This is a genomic window from Actinoplanes sp. NPDC049548, from assembly GCF_040676695.1.
In the GTDB taxonomy this organism is placed as follows: Bacteria; Actinomycetota; Actinomycetes; order Mycobacteriales; family Micromonosporaceae; genus Actinoplanes.
In genome coordinates, this window is the sequence record NZ_JBFAPM010000007.1 from 330,159 (window position 1) to 353,715 (window position 23,557).

Genomic DNA, 23,557 nt, shown 5'->3' on the forward strand with positions numbered 1-23,557 from the left:
GTGTCGCCGAGCCGCTCGTAGACCGGCAGTGCTTGTTCGGTGTGGATGCGTAGGGCTTCGTCGTAGTCGCCGCGTTGGTACAGGATGTCGGCGATCTTTCCCCAAGCGATCGCCTCCTCCCGCATTTCGCCAAGCCGCTCGTAGACCGGTAACTCGACGTCGCGGCGGATGCGTAGGGCTTCGTCGTAGTCGCCGCGCCGGTACAGGATGTCGGCGATCTTGCCCCAAGTGACCGCCACCGAGCGGGTGTCGCCGAGCCGCTCGTACACCGGCAGTGCTTGTTCGGTGTGGATGCGTAGGGCCTCGTCGTAGTCGCCGCGCCGGTACAGGATGTCGGCGATCTGTCCCCATGCGATCGCCGCCGAGCGTGTGTCGCCGAGCCGCTCGTACACCGGCAGTGCTTGTTCGGTGTGGATGCGTAGGGCTTCGTCGTAGTCGCCGCGTTGGTACAGGATGTCGGCGATCTGTCCCCAGGTGACTGCCGCCGAGCGGGTGTCCCCGAGCCGCTCGTAGACCGGCAATTCGACGTCGCGGCGGATGCGTAGGGCTTCGTCGTAGTCGCCGCGCTGGGCCAGGATGTCGGCGATCTTGCCCCAGGTGACTGCCGCCGAGCGGGTGTCGCCGAGCCGCTCGTAGACCGGCAATTGCACGTCGCGGCGGATGCGCAGGGCTTCGTCGAGGTCGCCGCGCCGGTAGAGGATGTCGGCGATCTTGCCCCAGGTGACTGCCGCCGAGCGGGTGTCGCCGAGCCCTTCGTAGACCGGCAGCTCGACGTCGCGGCGGATGCGTAGGGCTTCGTCGTAGTCGCCGCGCTGGTACAGGATGTCGGCGATCTTGCTCCAAGCGATCGCCGCCTCGCGTGTGTCGCCGAGCCGCTCGTACACCGGCAGTGCTTGTTCGGTGTGGATGCGTAGGGCTTCGTCGTAGTCGCCGCGCCGGTACAGGATGTCGGCGATCTGTCCCCAGGTGACTGCCGCCGAGCGGGTGTCGCCGAGCCGCTCGTAGACCGGCAGCTGCACGTCGCGGCGGATGCGTAGGGCTTCGTCGTAGTCGCCGCGCTGGTACAGGATGTCGGCGATCTGTCCCCAGGTGACTGCCGCCGAGCGGGTGTCGCCGAGCCGCTCGTAGACCGGCAGCTCGACGTCGCGGCGGATGCGCAAGGCTTCGTCGTAGTCGCCGCGCTGCACCAGGATGTCGGCCAGTGTTCCCTGGCAGACGGTTGCTTCACGTTCGGAGCCGCCGGCAGTGAACATGTGTAGGGCCTGCTGGAGCAGCTGCTCGGCTTGTGCGGGCTCCCCGCGGCCGATCAGGTGGGTGGCGTGCTCAGCAATGGCACGCGCTTGTTCCAGCGTGTCGGTGGGTGTCGTCCCGCCGGCGTGGGTCTGATCGACCGCGCGGGTGTAGAGCTCGTGGGCGGTGTTGCCGTCGCCGCTGGTCTTCGCGGCGTCGGCTACACGGCGCAGCAGGAACACGGGTACCGGATGCTGGTGGCGGTCGAGCAGGGCGATCGTGTTCTGGCCGAACCGGAACGCGTGGACGGCCGGCCCGATCCTGAGCGCATCGACGGCGTCAGCCGCGCAGACGGCGGTGACTTCGGGGTTGTCCGCAGCCAGGGCCAGACGGGTCAGCTGAAGGTCCAGCCGCCGGTCGCGGCGCTGCAAGTTCTGTTCACCACCCCAGGCCGTGAACAGCTGGACGACGACGGCCGCGGCCAGCTCCGTGGCTTCCTCGTCGGTGAGCGGGACCAGCCGGCCGACCGCCAGGGCGTTGGCAGCGAGCGCCGGGCGTTGCGGATCGAAGCCGTCCGGGTAGACGTCCACCAGCCCGAGGCCGCGGAGCCGATCAGCGGACCCGCCGGCCCGCTCGGCCAGCACGGCAACCACCGGTTCCGGCACCGGCACGTCGAACACAGTCAGGTCACGCAGCAGCGCTCGGTGCTGGTCGCCCGCCTGTTCGAGTAGCTCGTCCAGGGCCAGGTTCTCCAAGAATGCTCGTACCTGCGCCTCGGCGGGCAGCTCTCCCTGCCGCAGGTAGCTCTCCATCTCGGCCACGACGGCTTCGGCCCTGGCCAGGTCGACCTTCTCGCCGTACACCAGCCGCGATCCGATCAGGTCCTGCAATCCCGGGTTGCCGCGGCTGACCGTCACCGCCCGTTCGGCGAGTCCGGCCCGCTCCGCGCGTTGCTCCGGTTTCACCTGCGCCTGTTGCCGGCCCAGCAACTTACGTTGTGCGACCGTCGACAGCGGACGCAACGGGATCGGCTCCAGCCGGTCCTGCAGACCGTCCAGTGTGAAGCGGAACCGGCTGGTCACCAGCACGCGGCTGTCGGTGTCGGCCGGGTCGAACGCGCGCAGCACCGCGGCCAGCACCGGCGCCACGCTCGGGTCGACTCGGTGCGGGCCCTGCGGGTCGGGGGTGAGAACCTGTTCGAGATCGTCGATGACCAGCAGCAACGGCCGGTGCCCGTCACCGGACTGCCCGCACGGGCCGGCCAGCAGATCGATCAACAGGTCCTCGAACGCCTCCGGGCGATCACGCACCTCAGGACGCCGCTGGCTGATCATTTTGCGGGCCGCGGAGTTCGTGCGCAGGGCCTCGGCGATCACGTCCAGGATCGCGACCGCGCTGTACTCACCGAACACCACCGCCGGAACCAGATCGGGACGGCGGTCCGCGATCCGCGCCGCCAGACTCGACTTGCCCAGGCGGCCCTGTCCGTGCAGCAGCACCCCTGATCGTTCGCCGGAGCGCAGGGCGCGCAGCGCGTGCTGCAACTCGACGCGACGGCCGACGAACATCGACGGTGCCGCGACCGGCACGTGCTGCTTCGCGTCCAGGAACACCTTCGTACCGGCCACCGCCGACACCCGCGACCGGCCCCGGGTGCCTGCCACCAGCGGCCCTCCGCCGGACGGGCCCAGCCACAACCGGGCCAGATGCCAGTCGGCGCGGACTCTCGGCTCGGCGGAACCGAGCAACGTACGCCGGGCATCGCCGACCGCCACGGCGAGATCTGCCCGGTTGCTCAGCTGCCCGTACAGATGCTCGGCGAAGGCGATCGCCGCCAGGTCGTCCACCGAGCCGTCCCAGCCGAGCACCGCCGGCACGCCCGCGGAGACCAGCGCCGTGGCCATCGAATGAGCCAGCAGCACATCGGGGTCCCCTCCCGGGGCCGGCCCGGCGCGACGCCCGGCCCCGGCCGGCAGGTGCCCGGTCTCGGTCGCCGCGGTAGCGGTCAGGCACGCCGACACGAACAACAACCGTGGCACCGTGGTCATCAACCGGACCAGGTCCGCCGCGGTGGTCGGCAGATCGTCGCCGACCTCATCCTCCATCATCAACACCGGCACGCCGGCCTCACCCGGACGCAGGCGCCAGCTGTTCACGCCGTGGCACGACAGATGGACCACCGGCATGCCACCGAGGTCGGCGAGCCTGCGGCCCAGCTCGACCGGGTTACCGGTGTCCTCCACCACCAGATCCATCCGCCGGTCGTCCACCGCCTTCAGGATCGCTGCTTCCTCGGCCTCGAAGTCCAGCTCATGCTGCCGCCGCGGCGACGACGCCATGAACGCCAACCCCAGCCGGAACCCGTCCGCCTCCGGAGCCGGCCCCGGCGCGCCGAGCCGGCGCACCGCACTGAACCGCACCAACGGATCTCCGGCCAGGAACCCGCCGCCCGGGCGCGCCAGCAACTCGAACGGGGCCCGCAACAACGACCAGGCCCGCTCCGACGGGACCCGCGGCCCCCGCACCTCGAACACCACCGGCGCCGCCGCGCGGTCCACCAGCGTCGTCAGCTGCCCCTGGTCACCGTCCAGCCACGACCACAGCCGGGCCCCCAACTCCAGGAAGACCTCATCATCCGCCCCGGACTGCACCGCACGTACATAGCCGACGCCCAGGTCCGCCAGCAGCGCCTCATCGTCGGCGGTCAGTCTCCGCCGGGGCCCGACCCGCTCTTCGCCGACCAGCACCTCGAAACCGGAGTCATCGACCACCAGACCGGTCACGCCACCCGCCCCCACCCGATCGACAGGGCACCGAACCTAGCCATCCTTCGATCCGGGAACAAACGGGGAAACCCCCGATCAGCGCACAAATAGCCGATCAACCACGGTGAATCACCCGAACTGGCGACGGCCTCTATGAGGGTTCGAGGCCCGGGTCAGCTGTACGCCAGCGGGCACCCGTGACGGAGCGAATGCTCGGCAGCCTGCTGGAACAGTGCGACGTAGAAGGTGACCGGGTCGTCGATCGCCGTGGTCAACGCCATCGAGCCGCTCGGCAGGCCGGTGGGGAGCCTGACCTCGGCGGCGATCGGGGCGATCAGCGCGCGCAGCCGCTGCGCGCTGAACACCGTCGTCACGTCGTCGTAGCTGCTCTCCACCGGCAACTCGATGATGCCGCCGAAGTCGACCGGCACGAACAGGGTGGCGTCGAGGAACTCCGTGGCGCCGTGGCGCGCGCACACTTCGGCGAAGTCGTCCATCCTGGGGATGAGTTTCTCCTCGAAACGCCCGGCCGTGAGGGCTGGGCCCGGGTAGGACGACAGTCCTCGTGCCGCGAGTGCCTCGTTCAACAGAGGTGCGCACTGTTTCTGCGCCCATCCTTCTGCCGTGATGTCGACCAGGTACATGCCCACGTGGGAACGCTACCTACCAAGGGCCATGCCACCCTACGGCCGGGCCTCCACCCGGCCGTAGGGTTGCGGCTCAGCCGCCGTTGACGGGGTTGAACTTGGCGGGTGCCTTGCGCAGCGCCGCCGGGGTGGGCGGGAGGTTGTCCATCATGGTGCGGCCGATCACCGCGTGGGCCTGGACCGCCGGGTGCGTCGAGCCGTAGTTGTCGCGGTCGCCGAGCCCTTCGGCGAACATCGCGTACGTCAGCTTCGGCTTGCCGTCCGGGCCGAACATGATGCCCGCTTCGTGGCGGGAGGCTCCGAGCGTGTTGAAGTCGGCGCCGTACTTGGTGGCGACGCGGCTGCGTTCCTCGGACGACATCGTGCGGCGGACGCCGTCGTGGTAGCCGTTGATCCAGCGGGTGATGCTCAGCAGGAAGCTGCACGATGACGGCGTGAGCAGTGTCTTCGTGGCCAGGCGCCACAGGAGGTCGTGCATCTCGCGGGGGGTCGTGGTGCCCAGGTAGAAGCGGTTGGGGTTGGCGACCGGTTCCACCCGGGTGTGGACGAAGCCCTTCGCCGCGAGGATCTCGTTGATCTCGGCGGCCGGGACGACGAGGCCGCACAGGCGGACGGCGGTGTTGTCGGAGACGAGCAGCATCGCCGTGAGGAAGTTGGCGACGGTGATCTGGTCGCCCCAGACCGTGTGCAGGAAGTAGATGCCGCTGCCGCCGAGGATGATGTCGCTCTTGAGCTCCAGCTTGCGGTCGAGGGTGAGCTGGCCTCGGTCGATCTTGTCCATGACGGCGGTGGCGACGGCGAGCTTCTGGACGCTGTAGCCGTACGTCACGTGGTCGATGTCGTCCTCGACGATCGGCTGGGGCGTGCCGGTGGCGTCGACGGCGGCGATGTGCGAGTGCCAGGTGCCGCCGGCCCTCGCCTTCTCCTGGTCGTACACCGAGCTGATCGTGTCCGGGCCCGAGGCGGGCGCGGCGGCGGCGGGTGAGCTCACGCCGGCGGTCGCGGCTGCCGCGGCGGCGCCCAGGCCGAGGGCGGAGCGGCGGGACAGGTGGGCTGGCATCGTTCTCCCTCGATGGTCTGACAGGCCGCCCGGAACCGTACAACACGGATGCTCATGACCGGAGGTACCGCAGGACGGCCAGGACGCGGCGGTGGTCGGTGCGGGCCTGGGGGAGGTCGAGCTTGGTGAAGACGGCCGTCACGTGCTTCTCGACGCTGCGTTCCGCGAGGTGCAGGGCGTCCGCGATGGCGAGGTTGGACCGGCCCTCGGCGAGCAGGGCGAGGATTTCGCGTTCCCGGGCCGACAGCCGGGTGAGGCCGGCGTCCATGGCGGGGGCGGCGAGCAGCTGCCGGACCACCTCCGGGTCGAGGGCTGTTCCGCCGTCCGCGACGCGGCGCAGCGCCTCGACGAAGTCGCCCGTGCTCACGATCCGGTCCTTGAGCAGGTAGCCGACGTGCCCGGTGTGCTCGGACAGCAGCCGCCGGGCATAGCTGGTCTCGACCCACTGGGAGAAGACCAGGACACCGATCTCCGGGTACGCCGAGCGGATGGTCAACGCCGCCCGCAGCCCTTCGTCGGTGTGCGAGGGCGGCATGCGCACGTCGACCACGGCGGCGTCGGGGCGGTGCGCCGCAACGGCGTCCAGCAGACCGTCGGCGTCGGCGACGGCGGCTGTCACCTCGATGTCGTGCTCGCCGAGCAGCAGCACGATCCCGTCGCGCAGCAGTGGGTTGTCCTCCGCGATGACGACCCGCATGTCAGTCCTCCCGGGGCAGCGTCATGGTCACGGTCGTGGGGCCGCCGACCGGCGAGTCGACCGCAAGCCGCCCGTCGAGCGCGGCGGCCCGGCGCGCGAGACCGGCCAGCCCGGTCCCCGCCCCGGCGGCCCCGGCGGCATTGACGGCGTCAGACGCGGAGGCGGCACCGGCGGTACCCAGAGCGCCGGAGGCGCCCAAAGCGGCGGCGGCAGGGGACGCGGCTTCAAGCGGCGAGGCCGTGCCCGCTCCGCCGCGGCCGTCGTCGGTGACGGTGAGGGTGAGCCAGCGGCCCTCTGCGCGGAGGTCGATCCCGGCGCGGGTCGCCCCGGCGTGCCGGGCGATGTTGGTCAGGAGCTCGGCCGCCGCGAAGTACACCGCCGAGGCGGTCGCGTCGGGCGGGTTGCGGGGGAGGTCGACGGTCACCGAGGCCGGGACGGCGCTGCGGGCGGCCAGGGTGGACAGCGCCACCTCCAGGCCGGCGTCGAGGGCCGGCGGGTGCAGGCCGCGGACGATGTCCCGCAGCTCGGCGAGGGCGTCGGTGACCGTGGCGCGGGCGTCGGCGGCGATGGTGCGGATCTGCTCGTCCGGGCTGCGGTGCTCGATCCGGGACAACGCGAGACCCAGGGATACCAGCCGCGCCTGGGTGCCGTCGTGCAGGTCGCGTTCGACCCGGCGTAGCAGGGCGGCCGCGTCCTGCTGGAGGGCGGCGCGGCCGGCTTCGAGGTCGGCGATGCGGCGGGCGGCGGGGGAGGGCCAGAGCAGCGCGCGGACCAGCCGGCCGTCGGCCCACACGACCAGGCGCAGGAGCCAGGGGAGCGCCAGCAGCACCGCCAGGCCCTGGGCGGCGGGCCACCAGGTGCCGGCCCAGGGGCGGTCGTCGAAGCCCAGCCCGTCCGGCCGCAGGAACCACCAGGCCGGGTACGTGACCGACACCGCGCCCATGACGATGGCGATCGCCGCCGCGTAGCCCCCGGCATAGACCACCGGGAGGCGCAGGAAGCAGTACGCGAGGGCCCGCCACGCCGCCGGGTCGCCGAGGATCTCGAGGATGCGGCGCCACCGCGTCGCCGCGCGCAGCGGTGGTGGCGGGGGCCAGTCGCGGCCGAGGAGGCGCCGGGCCGGGGCGCGGAAGTACGCCGGTGTGAGGCGGGCCAGGGCCAGGACGCCGGTCAGCAGCGCCAGCCCGAAGATCACCACCGAGAGTGCCAGGGAGAGGATTCCCAGCAGGGCGAGGGCGAACGGGGGCACGCTCAGTACCGCACCGCTGAGCACGAAGGCCAGCTCGCGCCAGGTGCGCCCGCTCGTCCACACGCGCAGCAGGATCATCCGACCACCTCGATGGGCGGGCGGCGCAGGGCCGTCGCGGCCGGCAGGACGGTGCCCGCGGCGACCAGGGCCGCGGTCGCGGCGATGCCGGTGACCAGCCACGACGCCGGCAGCCACGGCATCCAGGTGCCCAGCGCGGTGTGCAGCAGCGGCAGGAGGGTCGCCGCCGCCACGGCCGTGGCGACCACCAGTGCTGTGCCGGTCACCACCAGAGCCTCGCAGATGACGATCGCGAGCGTGTGCCCCCGGGTGCCGCCGGCGAGCCGGGTCACCGCGAGGTCGCGGCGGCGGGCCAGGATCACCGTCACGAGCGTGTTCACGGCGGCGATCGCCGCGAAGGCGGAGTAGGCGCCGGTGCCGGAGAACTCGAGCCAGCGGTCCGCCGCGGGGGCCTCGATGCCGGTGACGTGGGTGGTGGTCGTACCCCGGACGATGGTGACCGCGGTGAACGCGACGGCCAGGGTGAGCGGCACGAGCGCGCCGGACAGCGCCTTGGCGTTCACGGCCACGGTGTCGGCGGCGAGGCTGCCGGTGTCGCCGAGTAGGCGCAGCAGCGGCCCGGTGACCCGCAGCAGCGCCGGCCCGAGCAAACCCGCGCCGACGCACATGGCGAGCATGACGAACAGGCCGCCCTGGTCGGCCGTCTCGGCGTCGAGGTCCGCGATGAGCACCGACAGCGCGGTCCCGCCGGCGACCAGAATCAGGCCGGCGACGGTACGCGGCACGCCGGCCCGCAACCGCGGAGCCGCCGTCTCGGCCAGCGCCACGGCGGGGCGTACGCGCGACGGGCGGATGGCGGCGATGAGCGCACCGATCAGCGAGGTCCCGGCGGTGACGGCGAGGGCGACGGGCAGTGCTGCGCCGGGCGCGCGGAACGTCACCTCGGCCGGCACGATGCCGTGGCTGACGAACCCGGCGACCCAGGCCCGGCCGGCCAGCAGGCCCAGGGGGACGCCGGCGAGCGTGGCCGGCACGGCGACCAGCACGGCCTGCGCGGCCACCGACCGCCGCACCCGGGCGGGGGTGGCCCCGATCGCCCGGACCAGCGCGATGTCGCGCGCCTGGTGGCGGATCGTGGCGCTCATCGTCACCCCGACGATGATGATCGAGAGATAGATCGACGTCATCAGGAACAGCAGGCCGATGTCCCCGACCCCGCTGACGGTGAGCGCCCGGCGCTGCGCCGGGTCGAGCGGTGCCCGGTCGAAGGACGAGATCAGGCCGAGCCCGGCGGTGACCAGCACGGCGGCGAGACACTGGGTCGCTGCCGGGCCGAGGAAGGACCAGGGGTTGCGCCGCAGCGCCTGCCGGATCACGCCGCCACCCGGGAGACGCCGCGCAGGCGGTCGGCGATGGCCTCGGCCTCCGGGGTGGGCCCGTCGGCGGCGATCGTGCCGTCGCGCAGCAGGACGAGGCGGTCGCTCCAGGCGGCGGCCGCCGGGTCGTGGGTCACCATGACCACCGTGACGCCGTCGAGGTCGGCGGCGGTGCGCAGCAGTCCGAGGATCTGGGCGCCGGTCGACGGGTCCAGCGCGCCGGTCGGCTCGTCCGCGAAGATCACCGCGGGCGTGGTGACGAGCGCGCGGGCCACGGCGACGCGCTGCCGCTGGCCGCCGGAGAGCTCGCCGACGGGCCGGCCGCCCAGCCCGCCGAGGCCCGCCGCGGCGAGCACGTCGTCGATCGCCCGGGCGCGCGGGCCGCCGAGCCGGCCGGGCAGGGCGACGTTCTGCCGTACGGTCAGCTCCGAGAGCAGGTTGTAGGACTGGAAGACGAACCCCACCCGGTCCCGCCGCAGGCGGGTGAGCCGCGCCTCGCGCATGCGCGTCACGTCTCGCCCGGCCAGGTGCACCCGCCCGGACGTGGGGCGGTCGAGCCCGGCGGCGCAGTGCAGCAGCGTGCTCTTGCCGGAGCCGGTCGCGCCCATGACGGCGACGAACTGACCGGCGGGCACGTCGAGGGACACCTCGCGAAGGGCGAGCACGCCGCGCGGGTAGCGCCGGGACACGGCGTTCAGGGAGACCACGGATTCCATGTCCTCACCCTGGCCGGTGGCGGGCCGGCGCACAGCGGGGCCAGCCCGCCGATCATGGTGCGGTTAACCGCACCCCTCAGCCGAGGGCCGCCTCGACGCCGGTCTCGTGGGGGCCGAGGAAGACCGGGTCGCGGCCGGACGCCACGTCGAAGACGGCCTTCACCACGGCGCCCCGCTCGCGGGCGGCGCTGTGGTACCACGGCTCGGTGTAGACGCGCACGCTGTCGTCGGCCACCCCGGAGGCGTCGATGCCCAGCTTCCGGCACACCGTCACCGCCCGGTCGATGTGGTACGTCTGGGTCACCACGATCGCCGCGCCGACCCCGAACACCCGCTTCGCCCGGGCACACGAGTCGTACGTGTCGAAGCCGGCATGGTCGAGCACGATCTTCTCGGTCGGCACCCCGTGGTCGAGCAGCCAGGAAAACATCGCGCCCGGCTCGTTGTACGCCCATTCGCGGTGGTCACCCGAGACCAGGATGGCCCGGACCTTGCCCGCGACGAGCAGCTGCCGGGCCAGTTCGAGGCGCGCGGCGAGGAACGGCGACGGGCTGCCGTCGCCGTAGACCTCGGCGCCGAGCACCAGGGCGACGGGGGCGGCGGGCGCGTCCTCCACGGCGTACACGTGACCGTGGGCCCCGGCCCGGACCCAGAGGTCGGCGCCGGCCATGGCCAGGACCGAGGCGGCCACGCCGAGCGCCCCGACGACGACGAGCTTCCGAAGCAGTTTCCGCACCCGGGCGAGGATGCCAGGCCGGGTCAACGGCATCATGGCCGGTGATGACCCACGATGATCCGCTGCTGCTGTGGGCGGCGCAGGGCATGCGTCCCGGTGTCCGCACGTGGTCGCTGGGCGACGCCGACGCGGTGGCCTGCCCCGACCTCTCGCGCTTCGACCGGCTTGCCGTGCGCGGCAGTGTCGCCGACGTGTCGGAGCTTCTCCGCCGGGTCCGCCCGGAGGTCCAGGGCTATCGGCCGGTGGGCGACGAGGAGGTCGTCTCCGCGATCCCCGGGCTGCGAGAGCCGGTCGGGTTCGGCTGGATGGACATCGGCACGGCCACCGGCATGCGGAGCCCGCGAGCCCGGTGGCTGAGCGACGACGCCGAGGTCGCGGCCTTTCTCGACGCGCACCATCCGCACTCGTACGCCCGTCCCGGCGCGAGCGGCGTCGCCCGGTGGGCGGGCATCCGTGACGCCGAGGGCGCCCTGCTGGGGGTGGGGGCGGACGCGTGGTCGGCGCCCGGCATCGGCTTCCTGGCCGGGGTGGCGACCCGCGCCGACGCCCGCGGCCGCGGAGTCGCCACCGAGCTGTGCGCGTTCCTGACGGACGAGCTGATCGCCGCGCACGGCCGGGTGGCGCTGATGGTCGACCACGACAATCTCGCGGCGATCCGCACCTACGAGAAGCTCGGTTACGCGATGCGGCGGGTAGCGGCGGCGACCTTTCACGACCGCCAGGAGTGCTCAGGCTCGTAACCGAGGATGCGGCGGGCCTTGTCGATCGACAGCAGCGTCTCGTGCTCCCCGAGCTCTCTGGTCACCGGTACGCCGGGGAACACCTCCGCCGCCAGTGACGCACTGGACCGGCTCATGACCGTGTCGGCGTTGGCGATGATGAAGACCTCGCAGCCCGTACCGTCGAACTCGAGGCCCTTGCGGACGGCCTGGGCGCCGTCGCGGGCGTCGATGTAGCCCCACAGGTTCCAGCTGCGGGCGCGCGGATCGGCGTCGAACGACGGGAACTCGGCGTAGTCGGCCGGTTCCATGACGTTGGAGAAGCGCAGGCCGATCATCTTCAGCTCGGGGTTCCACCGGCAGAACTCCGCGGCCATCTGCTCCTCGAGGTGCTTGACCAGCGAGTACGTCGACTCGGGACGCGCCGGGTACGCCTCGTCGACCGGAATGTACGGCGGCGGCGTGGTGAACGGCAGCCCGAGCACCGTCTCGCTGGACGCCCACACCACGGTGGTGATCCGCGCCAGCTTGGCCGCCTGGAAGACGTTGTACGTGGCGGTGATGTTGTGGTGGAACGTGGCCGCGTTGGGCAGCAGCCCGGGCGCGGGGATGGCGGCGAGGTGGACGACGGCGTCGACCGAGCCGTAGCGGTCGTCGATGGCGGTGAGGGCCTCCACGGTCTGCCCGAAGTCGGTGAGGTCGATCTTGAGCGCCGGGCGCGGGGCGGCGACGTCCAGGTTCACCACGTCGTACCCGTGCTGCTCCAGGTCCTCGACCACCGCCCGGCCGAGCTTGCCGCTGCCTCCGGTCACCGCGACGCGTGTCATGTCAGCCCTCTCTCCACGTTGGCTAGCAGCAGCTCCCAGGATTGCTCATCGTCGGCGGTTCCGCTGTGCGGCGTCCCCAGCCCGAACGCGTCGCGGAGCAGGCTCCCGGGCAGGTCGCACGGGGCGTCAGCACACGCGGAAGCGGGCGGCCAGGAGGTTCCGCTTGCGCGAGTCGGGACCCACCAGCAGGTCGAAGTCGCCCGGTTCGACGACCCGCCGCCCGTCCGCCGTCACCAGGGAGCAGTCGCGCGCCGGCACCTCGAGCTCCACGGTCACGCTCTCGCCCGGCGGCACCGCCACCTGCCGGTACGCCTTGAGCTCCTTGACCGCCCAGGTCACGCTCGTCACCAGGTCGCTCACGTACGCCTGCACGGTCTCGAGCGCCGGGCGGGTGCCGGTGTTGGTCAGCCGTACGGTGGCCCGGACCGTGCCGTCCATGCTCACGTCGGGCTCGGCGATGGTCAGGTCCGCGTACTCGATCGTGGTGTAGCTCAGGCCCTCGCCGAAGGCGAACAGCGGGTCCTGGCTCAGGTCGGCGTAGCGGTCGCCGTGCTGGCCGCGGATCTGGTTGTAGTAGATCGGCTGCTGGCCGACGTGCCGGGCCGCCGAGACCGGCATCCGGCCGCTGGGCTCGATCAGGCCGAGGACCAGCTCGGCCAGCGCCCGGCCACCGCGCATGCCGGGGTTGAACGCCTGCACGATCGCGTTGGCGCCCAGCGCGGACGGCGGCAGCACGGCGGGCTTGGAGTTGAGCAGGACGACCACCGTCGGCGTGCCGGCGGCGGCGAGGGCGTCGAGGAGCGCGATCTGGCCGCCCTGCAGTTCCAGGGTGGCTGTCGACTTGCTCTCGCCGGTCAGCGCCACGGTGTCACCGACGACGACCACCGCGTAGTCGGCGGCCTGCGCGCAGGCGACCGCCTCGGCGATCATCGCGGGGTCGGGCTCGGCGGGCTGCGAGATCGGCGGCCGCGGCTGGCCGTCCTTGTAGAACGCCCCGGCCGGGTCCGGCACCAGGCGCTCGATGTCGGCGCCGCGGGCGGTGGTGATGGTCCAGTCCGCCGGGGCGACGGCCCGGAAGCCGTCGAGCACGGTCTCGATCAGCTCGCGCGGCTGGCCGTCGGGCATCCAGTCCACCTGGCCGGACGCGCCGGCCCAGTCGCCGAGCTGCGACTGCGGGTCGTCGGCGTTGGGCCCGATGACCGCGACCGTCTTCGGGGTGCCGGACGGCAGCGGGAGGGTGCCGTCGTTGCGCAGCAGCACCAGCGACCGGCGGGCCACATCGAGGTTGAGCGCCGCGTGGTCCGGGTGCCCGATGACGGCCGCCTGCCGCTGGGCGTCGGGGGCCCGCGGGTTCTCGAAGAGGCCTAGCTCGAACTTCAGCCGCAGGATCCGGCGTACCGCGGCATCGATCTCCTCCTCGGCCAGCAGGCCGCGCTCCACCGCGGCCTGGGCACCCTCGAAGAACGCGGGGGTGGTCATGACGAGGTCGTTGCCGGCGCGGACCGCGACGGCCGCGGCCTCCACGTCGTCGGCGCACACCTTCTGCTCCCACACCATGCGCCCGACGTTGTCCCAGTCGGTGACCAGCGTGCCGGTGAAACCCCACTCACCCTTCAGGACGTCGTTGAGCAGCCACTTGTTCGCCGTGATCGGCACCCCGTCGATCGACTGGTAGCCGAGCATGAAGGTGCGGCAGCCCTCGCGCGCCACCCGCTCGAACGGCGGGAGGAACCAGGCGCGCAGCTTGCGCGGGCTCAGGTCGGCCTCGCTGGCGTCGCGTCCGCCCTGGGTCTCGGAGTAGCCGGCGAAGTGCTTCGCGGACGCCAGGATCGCAGTCGGGTCGGTCAGGCCGTCGCCCTGGTAGCCGCGGACCATGGCCGAACCGAGCTCGCCGATCAGGAACGGGTCCTCGCCGAACGTCTCGTCGAGCCGCCCCCACCGCAGGTCCCGGGCGATGCACAGCACCGGCGAGAACGTCCAGTGGATGCCGGTCGCCGCCACCTCGATCGCGGTGACCCGGGCCACCCGCTCGACCAGGCCGGCGTCCCAGGTGGCCGCCATCGCCAGCTGCGTGGGGAACACCGTCGCGCCCGGCCAGAAACCGTGGCCGTGGATGCAGTCCTCGGCGGTGATCAGCGGGATGCCGAGCCGCGTGTTGGCGGCCATGTCGATCGCCTCGAGCATGCGCTGGGGCGAGGCGTGCAGGATCGACCCGGCCAGCTTCGTGGTCACCGCATCCTTGAGATCGTTGCGGGCGTCGAGCTGCAGCATCTGCCCGACCTTCTCGGCCAGGGTCATCCGGGCCAGCAGGTCGGCCACCCGCTCCTCGACGCTCAGCGTGGGATCACGGTACGGGTCGGCAGCGGCCACGACTCTCCTCCGGTCCGACCGCGCGACACGGTCTAGCGAACTGCACACATCGTTAAACGTCGGGAAGTGTCGCACGTCCGGAACCGGTACCGGGCCTCGCGGGGGATCGGCTTTTCGGTCAATCGGTACCGGAACCGGAAGTATCCGCTCAGACGCCCGCCTCGCTGTCGTCGATGCTCGGCACCTCGACGCCCACCGCTGTCAGGGCGTCGAGACGATCGCCGGCGGCCCGTTTCTCCTGCTCGGCCAGGGTGGCGTACTCGGCCTGCACGGACGGGTCCGCGAGGTCGTCCACCCGGTCGAAGAAGCGCTGGGTCGCCCGGACCGCCTCGGCGTACGCCTGGGCGGTCTCGCGGATGCGCGACAGATCCTTGTCAGCCATGCCGCTCTCTTACCCAGCCCGGCCCTCGCCCACCAGCCGTTCGGCGCGCTGGGTCCGCAGGGGCTCCGGCAGGTCGAGGTTCAGGTAGTACGCCGACCAGGCCGTCGGCGCGTACCCGAGACCGAGGTCGACGTGGTGCACCTCCAGCTCGTGCAGCCGGCGTACCGGAAGCTGGCTCTTGGGAAACGGCTCGTAGTTCGCCACGGTGACCGTCTCGTCCCAGCCGTCGGCGGGCAACGCCGCCACCGCGGCGCGGAACGCGTCGGCGGAAGCGGCGATGTCGGCCAGGAGCTCGGGCACGGGCCGCTGCGACCCGGCTTCGATCTCGGCGTCGCGCGCCTCCTGGCTCGGGTACGCCGGCTCGCCGTGCAGGACCCGCCGCAGCGCCTCCCCGCCCCGGGCGATGTGCGTGAGCACGTGCCCCCGGGTCCAGCCGGGCAGCAGCGACGGCCGGCGCACGTCGTCGTCGGTGAGCCGCCGCACGGTGTCGAGCAGCTTCGCGGTCGCGTCGTCGATGGCGTCAAGCATGCGACCGACCCTAGGTCACCACGGCACCACCCCGTGCCGGTCGAAGAACCCGCCGGTCGGCCCGTCCGGTGCCGTCTGTGCCATCCGGACGATGATCTCGGCGCCCTCGGCGACGGTCTGCGTGCCCTGGTGCCCGTTGAGGTCGGTGGCGGTGTAGCCCGGGTCTGCGCAGTTGATGCGCATGCCGGGGTACGCCTTCGCATACTGGACGGTCAGCATGGTCACGGCGGCCTTCGCCGAGGCGTACGCGACCGGGATGAGCGTCGACGCCATCGCCGCGGGATCGGTCGCGCGGGTCATGGAGCCGAGTCCGCTGCCGACGTTCACGATGACCGGCGCCGGCGACTTCTCCAGCAGGGGCAGGAAGGCGTGGATCATGCGGACCACGCCGAAGACGTTGGTGTCGTAGACGGCTCGCATGCTGTCGGCGGTCACGTCCGCGGGCGCGGCCAGGTCTCCGGCGATGCCGGCGTTGTTGACGAGCACGTCCAGCTCGCTCAGGGAGGCGGCCGCGGCGGCCACGGACTCGTCGCTGGTGACGTCGAGGATGAGCAGCTCGGCGCCGAGCCGTTCGGCTGCCTCCCGCCCGCGCCCGGCATCGCGGCTGCCCAGGACGACGGTGTGCCCGGCGGCGATGAGCCTGCGGGCGGTCTCGAAGCCGAGACCCTTGTTCGCGCCGGTGATCAATGTGGTGGTCATGGGGCCAGCCTCATGCGGTCCGTGCTGCGGCGGCAGTCGCCGGATCTTCCTGGGACCCGGGGTACCAGGCTGCGCCGGCGCGGGCGGAGGAGACTGGTCGGATGCGATCCCCGGAGTTCGGACAGGCGGTGCGCCGCTGGCGTGACCGGGTCAGCCCCGAAGCGGCCGGCCTGCCGGCAGGCCGGCAACGGCGCGCGCCCGGTCTGCGGCGCGAGGAGCTGGCGCTGCTCGCCGGTATCTCCGTCGACTACGTCACCAGGCTGGAGCAGGGGCGGGCGACCGGGCCCTCCGGGCAGGTGGTCGAGGCGCTCGCCCGCGCGCTGCGGCTCGCCGCCGACGAGCGGGAGCATCTGTTCCGGCTGGCCGGGCTGGTGCCCCCGGGCCACGGCACCGTTCCGGCACACATCACGCCGGGGGTGCAGCGGTTGCTCGACCGCCTCGTCGGCCTGCCCGTCGCGGTGCTCGACGCCGCGTGGAACCTGATCACGTGGAACGCGATGTGGGCGGCCCTGGTCGGGGACCCGTCCGGGTGGCGGGGTTTCGAGCGCAACATCGTCTGGCTGCACTTCCTGCGGCCGTCCGAGCGGTTCGTGCAGACGCCGGAGGAGGAGGCCGCCTTCCGAGCCGCGACGGCCGGCGACCTGCGGTCCGCGGCGGCCCGGTATCCGGCCGACGGACGGCTCCGCGAACTGATCGCGGAGCTGCGGTCGCGGAGCCCGGAGTTCGAGCGGGTGTGGGAGTCCGGCGTGGTGGGCGCGCACGAGGCGGCGCGCAAGACGATCGTGCATCCGCAGGTCGGGTCCTTGACGCTGGATTGCGACGTGCTGACGGTGCCCGGGGCGGACCTGCGGATCGTGGCGTACAGCGCGGAGCCGGGCAGCGTGGACTGCGAGCGACTGCGGCTGCTCGAGGTCGTGGGGCAGGAGGTCTTCGCGCTTCCGGAAGGGTGACCGGCGGCATAGGTGGTTGCCTCCCGCATGTCCGCCGTTATACGGTTCTCTGCATAGTCATGCGGAGGTAAGTATGGGAATCCGGGTCGCTGTCGCCGGTGCGAGTGGGTACGCGGGAGGTGAGCTGCTCCGGCTGATCGCCGGGCACCCCGAGCTCGACCTCGTCGCCGCCACGGCGCACACGCAGGCGGGTACGCCCGTCTCGGCCGTACACCCGCAGCTCGTGGGGATGGACCTGCCGCTCGCCGCCACCGACGCCGCCCTGCTGGGCGACGCTGACCTGGTCTTTCTCGCGTTGCCGCACGGGCAGTCGGCGGCGCTGGCCGCGCAGCTGCCCGCCGGCGTCAAGATCGTGGACCTGGGCGCCGACTTCCGGCTCGCCGACGCCGCGGCCTGGGAGCGGTACTACGGCGGCGCGCACGCCGGGACCTGGACGTACGGGTTGCCCGAGCTGCCGGGTCAGCGGGCGGCGATCGCCGCGAGCGACCGGGTCGCGAACACCGGCTGCTATGCGGCCACGATCACCCTCGCGCTGGCGCCGCTCATCGCCGCCGGGGTGGCCGATCCCGCCGACGTCGTGGTCGTCGCCGCCTCCGGCACGTCCGGGGCCGGGCGGTCCGCGAAGGTCAACCTGCTCGGCAGCGAGGTGATGGGGGACCTGAGCCCGTACAAGGTGGGCGCGCACCAGCACGTGCCCGAGATCAAGCAGGCCTCCGGGGCCGACTCGTTGTCGATGACGCCGGTGCTCGCGCCGATGCCGCGGGGCATCCTCGCCACCGTGACGGCCAAGCCGATCGGGCGGACGCATCCCCGCGACGTGCTCCTGGCCGCGTACGCGGACGAGCCGTTCGTGCACGTGCTCGCCGAGGGCGCCTGGCCGCACACCGCCGCCACGCTCGGCTCCAACTCCTGCCACCTGCAGGCGACCCTGGACGTGGACTCGGGCCGCATCGTCGTGGTGAGCGCGCTCGACAACCTCGGCAAGGGCGCGGCCTCGCAGGCCGTGCAGTGCGCCAACCTCATGCTCGGGCTGCCGGAGACGGCCGGCCTCTCGGCGTACGGGGTGGCGCCGTGACCGTCACCTCGCCCAAGGGTTTCCGCGCCTCCGGTGTCGCCGCCGGGCTGAAGGCGAGCGGCGGCCTCGACGTCGCCGTCGTGGTCAACGACGGTCCCGACGCCACCGTCGCCGGGGTCTTCACCGCCAACCGCGTCAAAGCGGCGCCGGTGCTCTGGAGCCAGCAGGTCCTCAAGGGCGGCGTGGTGCGCGCGGTCGTGCTCAACTCCGGCGGCGCCAACGCGTGCACCGGCAGCCAGGGCTTCCGCGACACCCACGCCACCGCCGAGCACGCCGCCGCGGTACTGCGCAGCGGGTCGAAGAAGCCGCTGCTCATCGGCGCCGGCGACGTCGCGGTCTGCTCCACCGGGCTGATCGGCGAGCTGCTGCCGATGGACAGGCTGCTGCCGGGCGTGACCGCCGCGGTCAAGGCGCTGGACACGGGCTCCGGGGAGAAGGCCGCCGAGGCCATCATGACCACGGACACGGTGGCCAAGAACGTGCACGTCGAGCGGGACGGCTGGTCCGTCGGGGGCATCGCCAAGGGCGCCGGGATGCTGGCGCCGGCGCTGGCCACGATGCTGGTCGTGCTCACCACCGACGCGGTCGCCGGCTCGGAGGCGCTGGACACCGCGCTGCGCGAGGCGACCCGGCTGACCTTCGACCGGATCGACGCCGACGGGTGCATGTCCACCAACGACACCGTGCTGCTGCTGGCCAGCGGCGCCTCCGACGTGCAGCCCAGCCAGGAGGAGCTGACCGCCGCCGTCACCGAGGCCTGCCACGCGCTGGCGCAGAAGCTCATCGCCGACGCCGAGGGGGCCACGAAGCACATCGCGATCGAGGTGCTCGGCGCGGCCAGTGAGGCGGACGCGGTGGAGGTCGGGCGTACGGTCGCCCGCAACAACCTGGTGAAGACCGCGCTGTTCGGCAACGACCCGAACTGGGGCCGGATCCTGGCCGCGGTCGGCACGACGCAGGCGGCGTTCGCGCCCGACCGCGTCGACGTCGGCGTCAACGGCGTGTGGGTGTGCAGGGGCGGCGCCGCCGCGGAGGACCGCTCCAAGGTGGACCTGAGCGGGCGCGACGTCACGATCCAGGTGCACCTGCACGAGGGGGAGATGGACGCGACGATCTGGACCACGGACCTGTCGCACGCGTACGTGCACGAGAACTCGGCGTACAGCACATGACCCCGCAGGAGAAGGCGGCCGTGCTCATCGAGTCGCTGCCGTGGCTCGAGCGTTTCCACGGCGCGACGGTGGTCATCAAGTACGGCGGCAACGCGATGATCAAACCCGAGCTGCAGCGGGCCTTCGCGGCCGACATGGTCTTCCTCCGGTACGCCGGCATCAAGCCGGTCGTGGTGCACGGCGGCGGCCCACAGATCTCGGCGATGCTGACGAAGCTCGGCATCGAGAGCGAGTTCCGCGGCGGCCTGCGCGTCACCACGCCCGAGGCGATGGACGTGGTCCGGATGGTGCTGGTCGGCCAGGTCGGGCGCGAGCTCGTCGGGCTGATCAACGAGCACGGCCCGTTCGCCGTCGGGCTCTCCGGCGAGGACGCCCGGCTGTTCACCGCCGTACGCCGGCACGCCGTCGTCGAGGGCGAGCCGGTCGACATCGGCCAGGTCGGCGACGTGGCCTCGGTGGACACCTCGGCCGTCGACGACCTCATCGCCGCGGGGCGCATCCCGGTGGTCGCCACCGTCGCGCCGGACGCCGACGGGGTCGTGCACAACGTCAACGCCGACACCGCCGCGTCCGCGCTGGCGGTCGCGCTCGGCGCCCGCAAGCTGGTCGTGCTGACCGACGTGCCCGGCCTCTACACCGACTGGCCGGACACCTCGTCGCTCACCTCGCAGATCGACGCGGACGCCCTGGAGAAGCTGCTGCCGGGCCTGGAGGCGGGCATGGTGCCCAAGATGGAGGCCTGCCTGCGCGCCGTGCGGGGCGGCGTACCGGCCGCACACGTCGTCGACGGCCGGGTCCCGCACTCGACGCTGCTCGAAGTTTTCACCTCGGAGGGATTCGGAACGATGGTGGTGCCCGCATGAGCGGCCTCGTCGAACGCTGGCAGCAGAGCCTGATGAACAACTACGGCACCCCGTCGCTGGGCCTGGTGAGCGGCTCGGGTGCGGTCGTGACCGCCGAGGACGGCAAGCAGTACGTCGACATGCTGGGCGGCATCGCCGTCAACGCGCTCGGCCACGCCCATCCCGCGGTCGTGCAGGCGGTCACCCAGCAGATCTCCACCCTCGGGCACGTCTCCAACCTCTACATCGCCGAGCCGCCGATCGCCCTGGCCGAGCTGCTGCTCGCTCTCGCCGGCCGGCCCGGGCGGGTCGTCTTCAGCAACTCCGGTGCGGAGGCCAACGAGGCCGCGTTCAAGCTGTCCCGGCTCACCGGTCGCAGCCACGTCGTCGCCACCCAGGGCGGCTTCCACGGCCGCACGATGGGTGCCCTCGCCCTCACCGGGCAGCCCGCCAAGGCGGACCCGTTCCGGCCGCTGCCCGGAGACGTCACCCATGTCCCGTACGGCGACAGCGACGCCCTCGAGGCCGCGGTCACCGACCACACCGCCATGCTCATCCTCGAGCCGATCCAGGGCGAGTCGGGCGTGATCGTCCCGCCGCCCGGCTACCTCGCCGCCGCCCGCGACATCTGTACGCGCAGCGGCGCCCTGCTGGTCCTCGACGAGGTGCAGACCGGCATCGGCCGCACCGGCCACTGGTTCCACCACCAGAGCGAGGGCGTCGAGCCGGACGTCGTCACCCTCGCCAAGGGCCTCGGCGGCGGGCTGCCCATCGGCGCCTGCCTCGCGTTCGGCCGGGCGGCCGAGCTGTTCACCCCGGGCTCGCACGGCACTACGTTCGGCGGCAACCCGGTGAGCTGCGCGGCCGGGCTCGCGGTCATCCGGACGATCGCGGGGGAGGGGCTGCTCGACCACGTCAAGCGGGTCGGCGAGCTGATCCGCCGCGGCATCGAGGGCCTGGACCACCCGCTGGTCTCCGGGGTCCGCGGCGCCGGTCTGCTGCTCGGCATCGTGCTGACCGAGCAGGTCTCCGCCGAGCTGGCGGGCAGGCTGCGGGACAAGGGCTTCCTGGTCAACGCGGTGCAGCCCGACGCGATCCGCCTCGCGCCGCCGCTCGTGCTCACCAGCGAGCAGGCCGAGGCGTTCGTCGCCGCCTTCCGGGAGGTCCTGCCGTGATCCGCCACTTCCTGCGCGACGACGACCTCAGCCCGGCCGAGCAGAGCGCCGTGCTGGACCTCGCCGCCGCCATGAAGGCCGACCGGTTCCGCTACCGGCCGCTGGAGGGACCCCAGTCGGTCGCGGTCTTCTTCGACAAGGTCAGCCTGCGGACCCGGCTGTCGTTCGAGACCGGCATCTCGGAGCTCGGCGGCAACGCGATGATCGTGGACACCCAGGCCACCCACTTCGGGCGCGGGGAGACCCTCGCCGACGCCGGCCGGGTCGTCTCACGGTACGTGTCGGCGATCGTGTTCCGCACCAGCGGCGACGACCGTCTCGCCGAGCTCGCCTCCGACGTGCACGTGCCCGTGGTCAACGCGCTGACCGACGGCTTCCACCCGTGCCAGCTCCTCGCCGACCTGCAGACGATCCGCGAGCGACTGGGCGGCACGGCCGGGCGGACGCTGACGTACGTCGGGGACGCCGCGAACAACATGGCCCACTCGTACCTGCTGGCCGGCGCCACCGCGGGCATGCACGTGCGGGTCGCCGGCCCGGCCGGGTTCGACCCCGATCCCGCGGTCGTGGCCGAGGCGACCCAGATCGCCACCGGCACCGGCGGGTCGGTCAGCGTGCTGCGCGAGCCGTACGAGGCCGCGAAGGGCGCCGACGTGCTGGCCACCGACGCGTGGACGTCCATGGGCCAGGAGGACGACGGGATCGACCGGCGTACGCCGTTCTGGCCGTACCAGATCAACCAGGACCTGCTGGCGGCGGCCGCACCCGGCGCGATCGTGCTGCACTGCCTGCCGGCGCACCGCGGTGAGGAGATCACCGACGAGGTGATGGACGGCCCGCAGAGCGCGGTGTTCGACCAGGCGGAGAACCGGCTGCACGCGCAGAAGGCGCTGCTGACCTGGCTGCTGGAGAACAGCTCGTCATGACCGGTCCCGGCACGCGCGCCGCGCGGCACGCCCGCATCGTCGACCTCGTCCGGGACAAGGCCGTACGGTCGCAGACGGAGCTCGCCGAGCTCCTGGCGCTCGACGGCGTCCAGGTCACCCAGGCGACGCTGTCGCGCGACCTCGAGGAGCTGCGTGCCGTCAAGGTCGGCGGGGTCTACGTCATCCCCGAGGACGGGCTGCGGCCGCTGCGCCCGGTCGAGCAGGCCCCGGCCCGGCTCATCCGGCTGCTGCGCGAGCTGCTGAACTCGGTCGACGTCAGCGGCAACCTGGTCGTGCTGCGGGTGCCGCCGGGCGCCGCGCAGTTCCTGGCCAGCGCCCTCGACCGCTCGGGGCTGCCGGACGTGGTCGGCACCATCGCCGGCGACGACACCATCCTCGTGGTGGCCCGCGAGCCGTCCCCCGACACCGGGTCCGGCGCCCGGCTCGCCGAGAAGCTGACGGCCTGGAGCCGTACGGACAACGAAGGGACCCTGCCGTGATCGCGCAGCAGCCCGCCGTCGAGGCCCACTTCCCGGGCTTCGCCGACAACATGCAGAAGCTCCAGACCCACGGCCTCGAGTTCTACCTGGCCTCCAACGACACGCTGCGCCCGTTCCTCAACGAGGCGCCGTACGGCCACAAGCTGACCTGGCTGGACTTCACCGACACCAGCGCGGACAAGGGCTGGGACACCGGCGAGTTCCTCAACCTGTTCAACGTCATCAACGGCATCGCGTTCGGCGACCGGGGCATCCCGATGCCGCAGTGGGTGATGGTCGACCTGATCCTCATGCCCTCGGCCGCGGTGATCGCCGCCCTGCCCCAGGCGCAGTTCACCGAGACGCTGGAGACGAGCGCGTTCGACGAGGACGCCAAGCGGCACCTGCGCGCGGTCTTCGACAAGGTGAAGCAGAGCGACTACAACGGCCCCATCCCGATCGGCGGCTACTGCGCGGCGCCCAGCGCGGCGCCGGGCACCTGGGTCGGCTGGTCGCTGTGGTCGGTCATGACCAACGTCGGCCTCGGCCGCGCGCTCAAGGCCCTCGCCCTGTCGGTCTACCAGGCCAAGAAGCTTGACGGCGTGACCCAGTACGACAACACCGCGCTGCGCGTGCACACCCGCTTCGGCCGCCTGCAGATCCTGGTGGCGACCGTGCCGTTCCACACGTCTCCCGGCTCGTTCGTCTACGAGAACGACTTCACCGTCCTCCCGGCGGACAGCGAGCCGGAGCCGACGTTCCTGCTCGACCCGTTCGACTACGAGCGGCAGCGGGCCATGCAGAAGGCCATCGAGGCCCGGGAGAGCACCTTCTACGTGCTCAGGCCGGGTCACCTCGTGCAGGACGGGACGTCGTACGTGCCGATCCTCGAACTCCCGTACCAGTCCTAAGGAACCTG

The 23,557-nt window shown here is 72.4% G+C and carries 22 protein-coding genes; 9 read left to right on the top strand and 13 right to left on the bottom strand.

What is annotated here, in order from left to right:
- From AB0J80_RS17160 to AB0J80_RS17195, 8 genes are all read right to left on the bottom strand, one after another.
- Positions 1-4,013 (bottom strand): tetratricopeptide repeat protein (locus AB0J80_RS17160; RefSeq protein WP_364705576.1); only part of this gene is annotated, 4,013 nt, incomplete at its 3' end.
- 155 nt (positions 4,014-4,168) lie between these two features.
- Positions 4,169-4,645 carry a hypothetical protein gene (locus AB0J80_RS17165; protein ID WP_364705577.1) on the bottom strand — a complete coding sequence of 159 codons (477 nt, stop codon included), beginning with the start codon at positions 4,643-4,645 and terminating at the stop codon, positions 4,169-4,171.
- Between the two features lie 70 nt (positions 4,646-4,715).
- A complete protein-coding gene (locus tag AB0J80_RS17170; protein WP_364705579.1) occupies positions 4,716-5,702 on the bottom strand; it encodes a serine hydrolase in 987 nt (328 codons plus the stop codon).
- Positions 5,703-5,754: 52 nt separating this feature from the next.
- Complete coding sequence (locus AB0J80_RS17175) at positions 5,755-6,399, bottom strand: response regulator transcription factor (RefSeq protein WP_364705580.1); 645 nt, start codon at positions 6,397-6,399, stop codon at positions 5,755-5,757.
- Between the two features lies 1 nt (position 6,400).
- Positions 6,401-7,726: a sensor domain-containing protein gene (locus AB0J80_RS17180; protein WP_364705582.1), complete on the bottom strand. Its 1,326-nt coding sequence runs from the start codon at positions 7,724-7,726 to the stop codon at positions 6,401-6,403.
- The gene (locus AB0J80_RS17185; protein WP_364705584.1) at positions 7,723-9,042 is read right to left on the bottom strand and encodes an ABC transporter permease; all 1,320 of its coding nucleotides are present in this window, start codon (positions 9,040-9,042) and stop codon (positions 7,723-7,725) included. Before AB0J80_RS17185 ends, AB0J80_RS17180 begins: the two co-directional genes overlap by 4 nt.
- A complete protein-coding gene (locus tag AB0J80_RS17190) occupies positions 9,039-9,758 on the bottom strand; it encodes an ABC transporter ATP-binding protein (RefSeq protein ID WP_364705586.1) in 720 nt (239 codons plus the stop codon). Before AB0J80_RS17190 ends, AB0J80_RS17185 begins: the two co-directional genes overlap by 4 nt.
- A 76-nt stretch (positions 9,759-9,834) precedes the next feature.
- Positions 9,835-10,530: an ElyC/SanA/YdcF family protein gene (locus AB0J80_RS17195; RefSeq protein ID WP_364705588.1), complete on the bottom strand. Its 696-nt coding sequence runs from the start codon at positions 10,528-10,530 to the stop codon at positions 9,835-9,837.
- A gap of 8 nt (positions 10,531-10,538) precedes the next feature.
- Here AB0J80_RS17195 and AB0J80_RS17200 point away from each other — a divergent pair, with 8 nt between their 5' ends.
- A complete protein-coding gene (locus AB0J80_RS17200) occupies positions 10,539-11,234 on the top strand; it encodes a GNAT family N-acetyltransferase (RefSeq protein ID WP_364705590.1) in 696 nt (231 codons plus the stop codon).
- Here AB0J80_RS17200 and AB0J80_RS17205 read toward each other — a convergent pair.
- From AB0J80_RS17205 to AB0J80_RS17225, 5 genes are all read right to left on the bottom strand, one after another.
- The gene (locus AB0J80_RS17205; RefSeq protein WP_364705591.1) at positions 11,204-12,040 is read right to left on the bottom strand and encodes an NAD(P)-dependent oxidoreductase; all 837 of its coding nucleotides are present in this window, start codon (positions 12,038-12,040) and stop codon (positions 11,204-11,206) included. The genes AB0J80_RS17200 and AB0J80_RS17205 overlap by 31 nt on opposite strands.
- Before the next feature lie 126 nt (positions 12,041-12,166).
- On the bottom strand, positions 12,167-14,410 hold the full coding sequence (locus tag AB0J80_RS17210; RefSeq protein WP_364705593.1) for a glycoside hydrolase family 3 N-terminal domain-containing protein: 2,244 nt from the start codon (positions 14,408-14,410) through the stop codon (positions 12,167-12,169).
- Positions 14,411-14,558: 148 nt separating this feature from the next.
- Positions 14,559-14,792, bottom strand: coding sequence for a hypothetical protein (locus tag AB0J80_RS17215; RefSeq protein WP_364705594.1), 234 nt, complete (start codon positions 14,790-14,792; stop codon positions 14,559-14,561).
- A gap of 9 nt (positions 14,793-14,801) precedes the next feature.
- Entirely contained in the window at positions 14,802-15,320 is a 519-nt protein-coding gene (locus AB0J80_RS17220) for a maleylpyruvate isomerase N-terminal domain-containing protein (RefSeq protein WP_364705595.1), read from the bottom strand.
- Positions 15,321-15,335: 15 nt separating this feature from the next.
- Positions 15,336-16,019, bottom strand: coding sequence for an SDR family oxidoreductase (locus AB0J80_RS17225; protein ID WP_364705596.1), 684 nt, complete (start codon positions 16,017-16,019; stop codon positions 15,336-15,338).
- Between the two features lie 101 nt (positions 16,020-16,120).
- Here AB0J80_RS17225 and AB0J80_RS17230 point away from each other — a divergent pair, with 101 nt between their 5' ends.
- From AB0J80_RS17230 to AB0J80_RS17265, 8 genes are all read left to right on the top strand, one after another.
- Complete coding sequence (locus AB0J80_RS17230; protein WP_364705597.1) at positions 16,121-16,969, top strand: helix-turn-helix transcriptional regulator; 849 nt, start codon at positions 16,121-16,123, stop codon at positions 16,967-16,969.
- A 73-nt stretch (positions 16,970-17,042) separates the two neighbouring features.
- Entirely contained in the window at positions 17,043-18,044 is a 1,002-nt protein-coding gene (gene argC, locus AB0J80_RS17235; RefSeq protein ID WP_364705599.1) for an N-acetyl-gamma-glutamyl-phosphate reductase, read from the top strand.
- Positions 18,041-19,216 (top strand): bifunctional glutamate N-acetyltransferase/amino-acid acetyltransferase ArgJ, encoded by a 1,176-nt coding sequence (gene argJ / locus AB0J80_RS17240; RefSeq protein ID WP_364705600.1) that lies wholly within the window; start codon positions 18,041-18,043, stop codon positions 19,214-19,216. Before argC ends, argJ begins: the two co-directional genes overlap by 4 nt.
- Positions 19,213-20,079, top strand: a complete 867-nt coding sequence (argB, locus tag AB0J80_RS17245) for an acetylglutamate kinase (RefSeq protein WP_364705601.1) — start codon at positions 19,213-19,215, stop codon at positions 20,077-20,079. Before argJ ends, argB begins: the two co-directional genes overlap by 4 nt.
- Positions 20,076-21,233 (top strand): acetylornithine transaminase, encoded by a 1,158-nt coding sequence (locus tag AB0J80_RS17250; RefSeq protein ID WP_364705603.1) that lies wholly within the window; start codon positions 20,076-20,078, stop codon positions 21,231-21,233. The genes argB and AB0J80_RS17250 overlap by 4 nt, the downstream gene beginning before the upstream one ends.
- Positions 21,230-22,159: an ornithine carbamoyltransferase gene (gene argF / locus AB0J80_RS17255; RefSeq protein WP_364705605.1), complete on the top strand. Its 930-nt coding sequence runs from the start codon at positions 21,230-21,232 to the stop codon at positions 22,157-22,159. The genes AB0J80_RS17250 and argF overlap by 4 nt, the downstream gene beginning before the upstream one ends.
- Positions 22,156-22,659, top strand: coding sequence for an arginine repressor (locus tag AB0J80_RS17260; RefSeq protein ID WP_364705606.1), 504 nt, complete (start codon positions 22,156-22,158; stop codon positions 22,657-22,659). Before argF ends, AB0J80_RS17260 begins: the two co-directional genes overlap by 4 nt.
- Positions 22,656-23,549 carry a hypothetical protein gene (locus AB0J80_RS17265; RefSeq protein ID WP_364705607.1) on the top strand — a complete coding sequence of 298 codons (894 nt, stop codon included), beginning with the start codon at positions 22,656-22,658 and terminating at the stop codon, positions 23,547-23,549. Before AB0J80_RS17260 ends, AB0J80_RS17265 begins: the two co-directional genes overlap by 4 nt.
- Positions 23,550-23,557: the final 8 nt, after the last annotated feature.

Bases quoted from the DNA above. Each gene is read 5' to 3' on its own strand.
- AB0J80_RS17170 (WP_364705579.1), bottom strand. From the start codon at position 5,702: ATGCCAGCCCACCTGTCCCGCCGCTCCGCCCTCGGCCTGGGCGCCGCC.
- AB0J80_RS17175 (WP_364705580.1), bottom strand. From the start codon at position 6,399: ATGCGGGTCGTCATCGCGGAGGACAACCCACTGCTGCGCGACGGGATC.
- AB0J80_RS17180 (WP_364705582.1), bottom strand. From the start codon at position 7,726: ATGATCCTGCTGCGCGTGTGGACGAGCGGGCGCACCTGGCGCGAGCTG.
- AB0J80_RS17190 (WP_364705586.1), bottom strand. From the start codon at position 9,758: ATGGAATCCGTGGTCTCCCTGAACGCCGTGTCCCGGCGCTACCCGCGC.
- AB0J80_RS17195 (WP_364705588.1), bottom strand. From the start codon at position 10,530: ATGATGCCGTTGACCCGGCCTGGCATCCTCGCCCGGGTGCGGAAACTG.
- AB0J80_RS17200 (WP_364705590.1), top strand. From the start codon at position 10,539: ATGACCCACGATGATCCGCTGCTGCTGTGGGCGGCGCAGGGCATGCGT.
- AB0J80_RS17205 (WP_364705591.1), bottom strand. From the start codon at position 12,040: ATGACACGCGTCGCGGTGACCGGAGGCAGCGGCAAGCTCGGCCGGGCG.
- AB0J80_RS17215 (WP_364705594.1), bottom strand. From the start codon at position 14,792: ATGGCTGACAAGGATCTGTCGCGCATCCGCGAGACCGCCCAGGCGTAC.
- AB0J80_RS17220 (WP_364705595.1), bottom strand. From the start codon at position 15,320: ATGCTTGACGCCATCGACGACGCGACCGCGAAGCTGCTCGACACCGTG.
- AB0J80_RS17225 (WP_364705596.1), bottom strand. From the start codon at position 16,019: ATGACCACCACATTGATCACCGGCGCGAACAAGGGTCTCGGCTTCGAG.
- AB0J80_RS17230 (WP_364705597.1), top strand. From the start codon at position 16,121: ATGCGATCCCCGGAGTTCGGACAGGCGGTGCGCCGCTGGCGTGACCGG.
- argC (WP_364705599.1), top strand. From the start codon at position 17,043: ATGGGAATCCGGGTCGCTGTCGCCGGTGCGAGTGGGTACGCGGGAGGT.
- argB (WP_364705601.1), top strand. From the start codon at position 19,213: ATGACCCCGCAGGAGAAGGCGGCCGTGCTCATCGAGTCGCTGCCGTGG.
- AB0J80_RS17250 (WP_364705603.1), top strand. From the start codon at position 20,076: ATGAGCGGCCTCGTCGAACGCTGGCAGCAGAGCCTGATGAACAACTAC.
- AB0J80_RS17260 (WP_364705606.1), top strand. From the start codon at position 22,156: ATGACCGGTCCCGGCACGCGCGCCGCGCGGCACGCCCGCATCGTCGAC.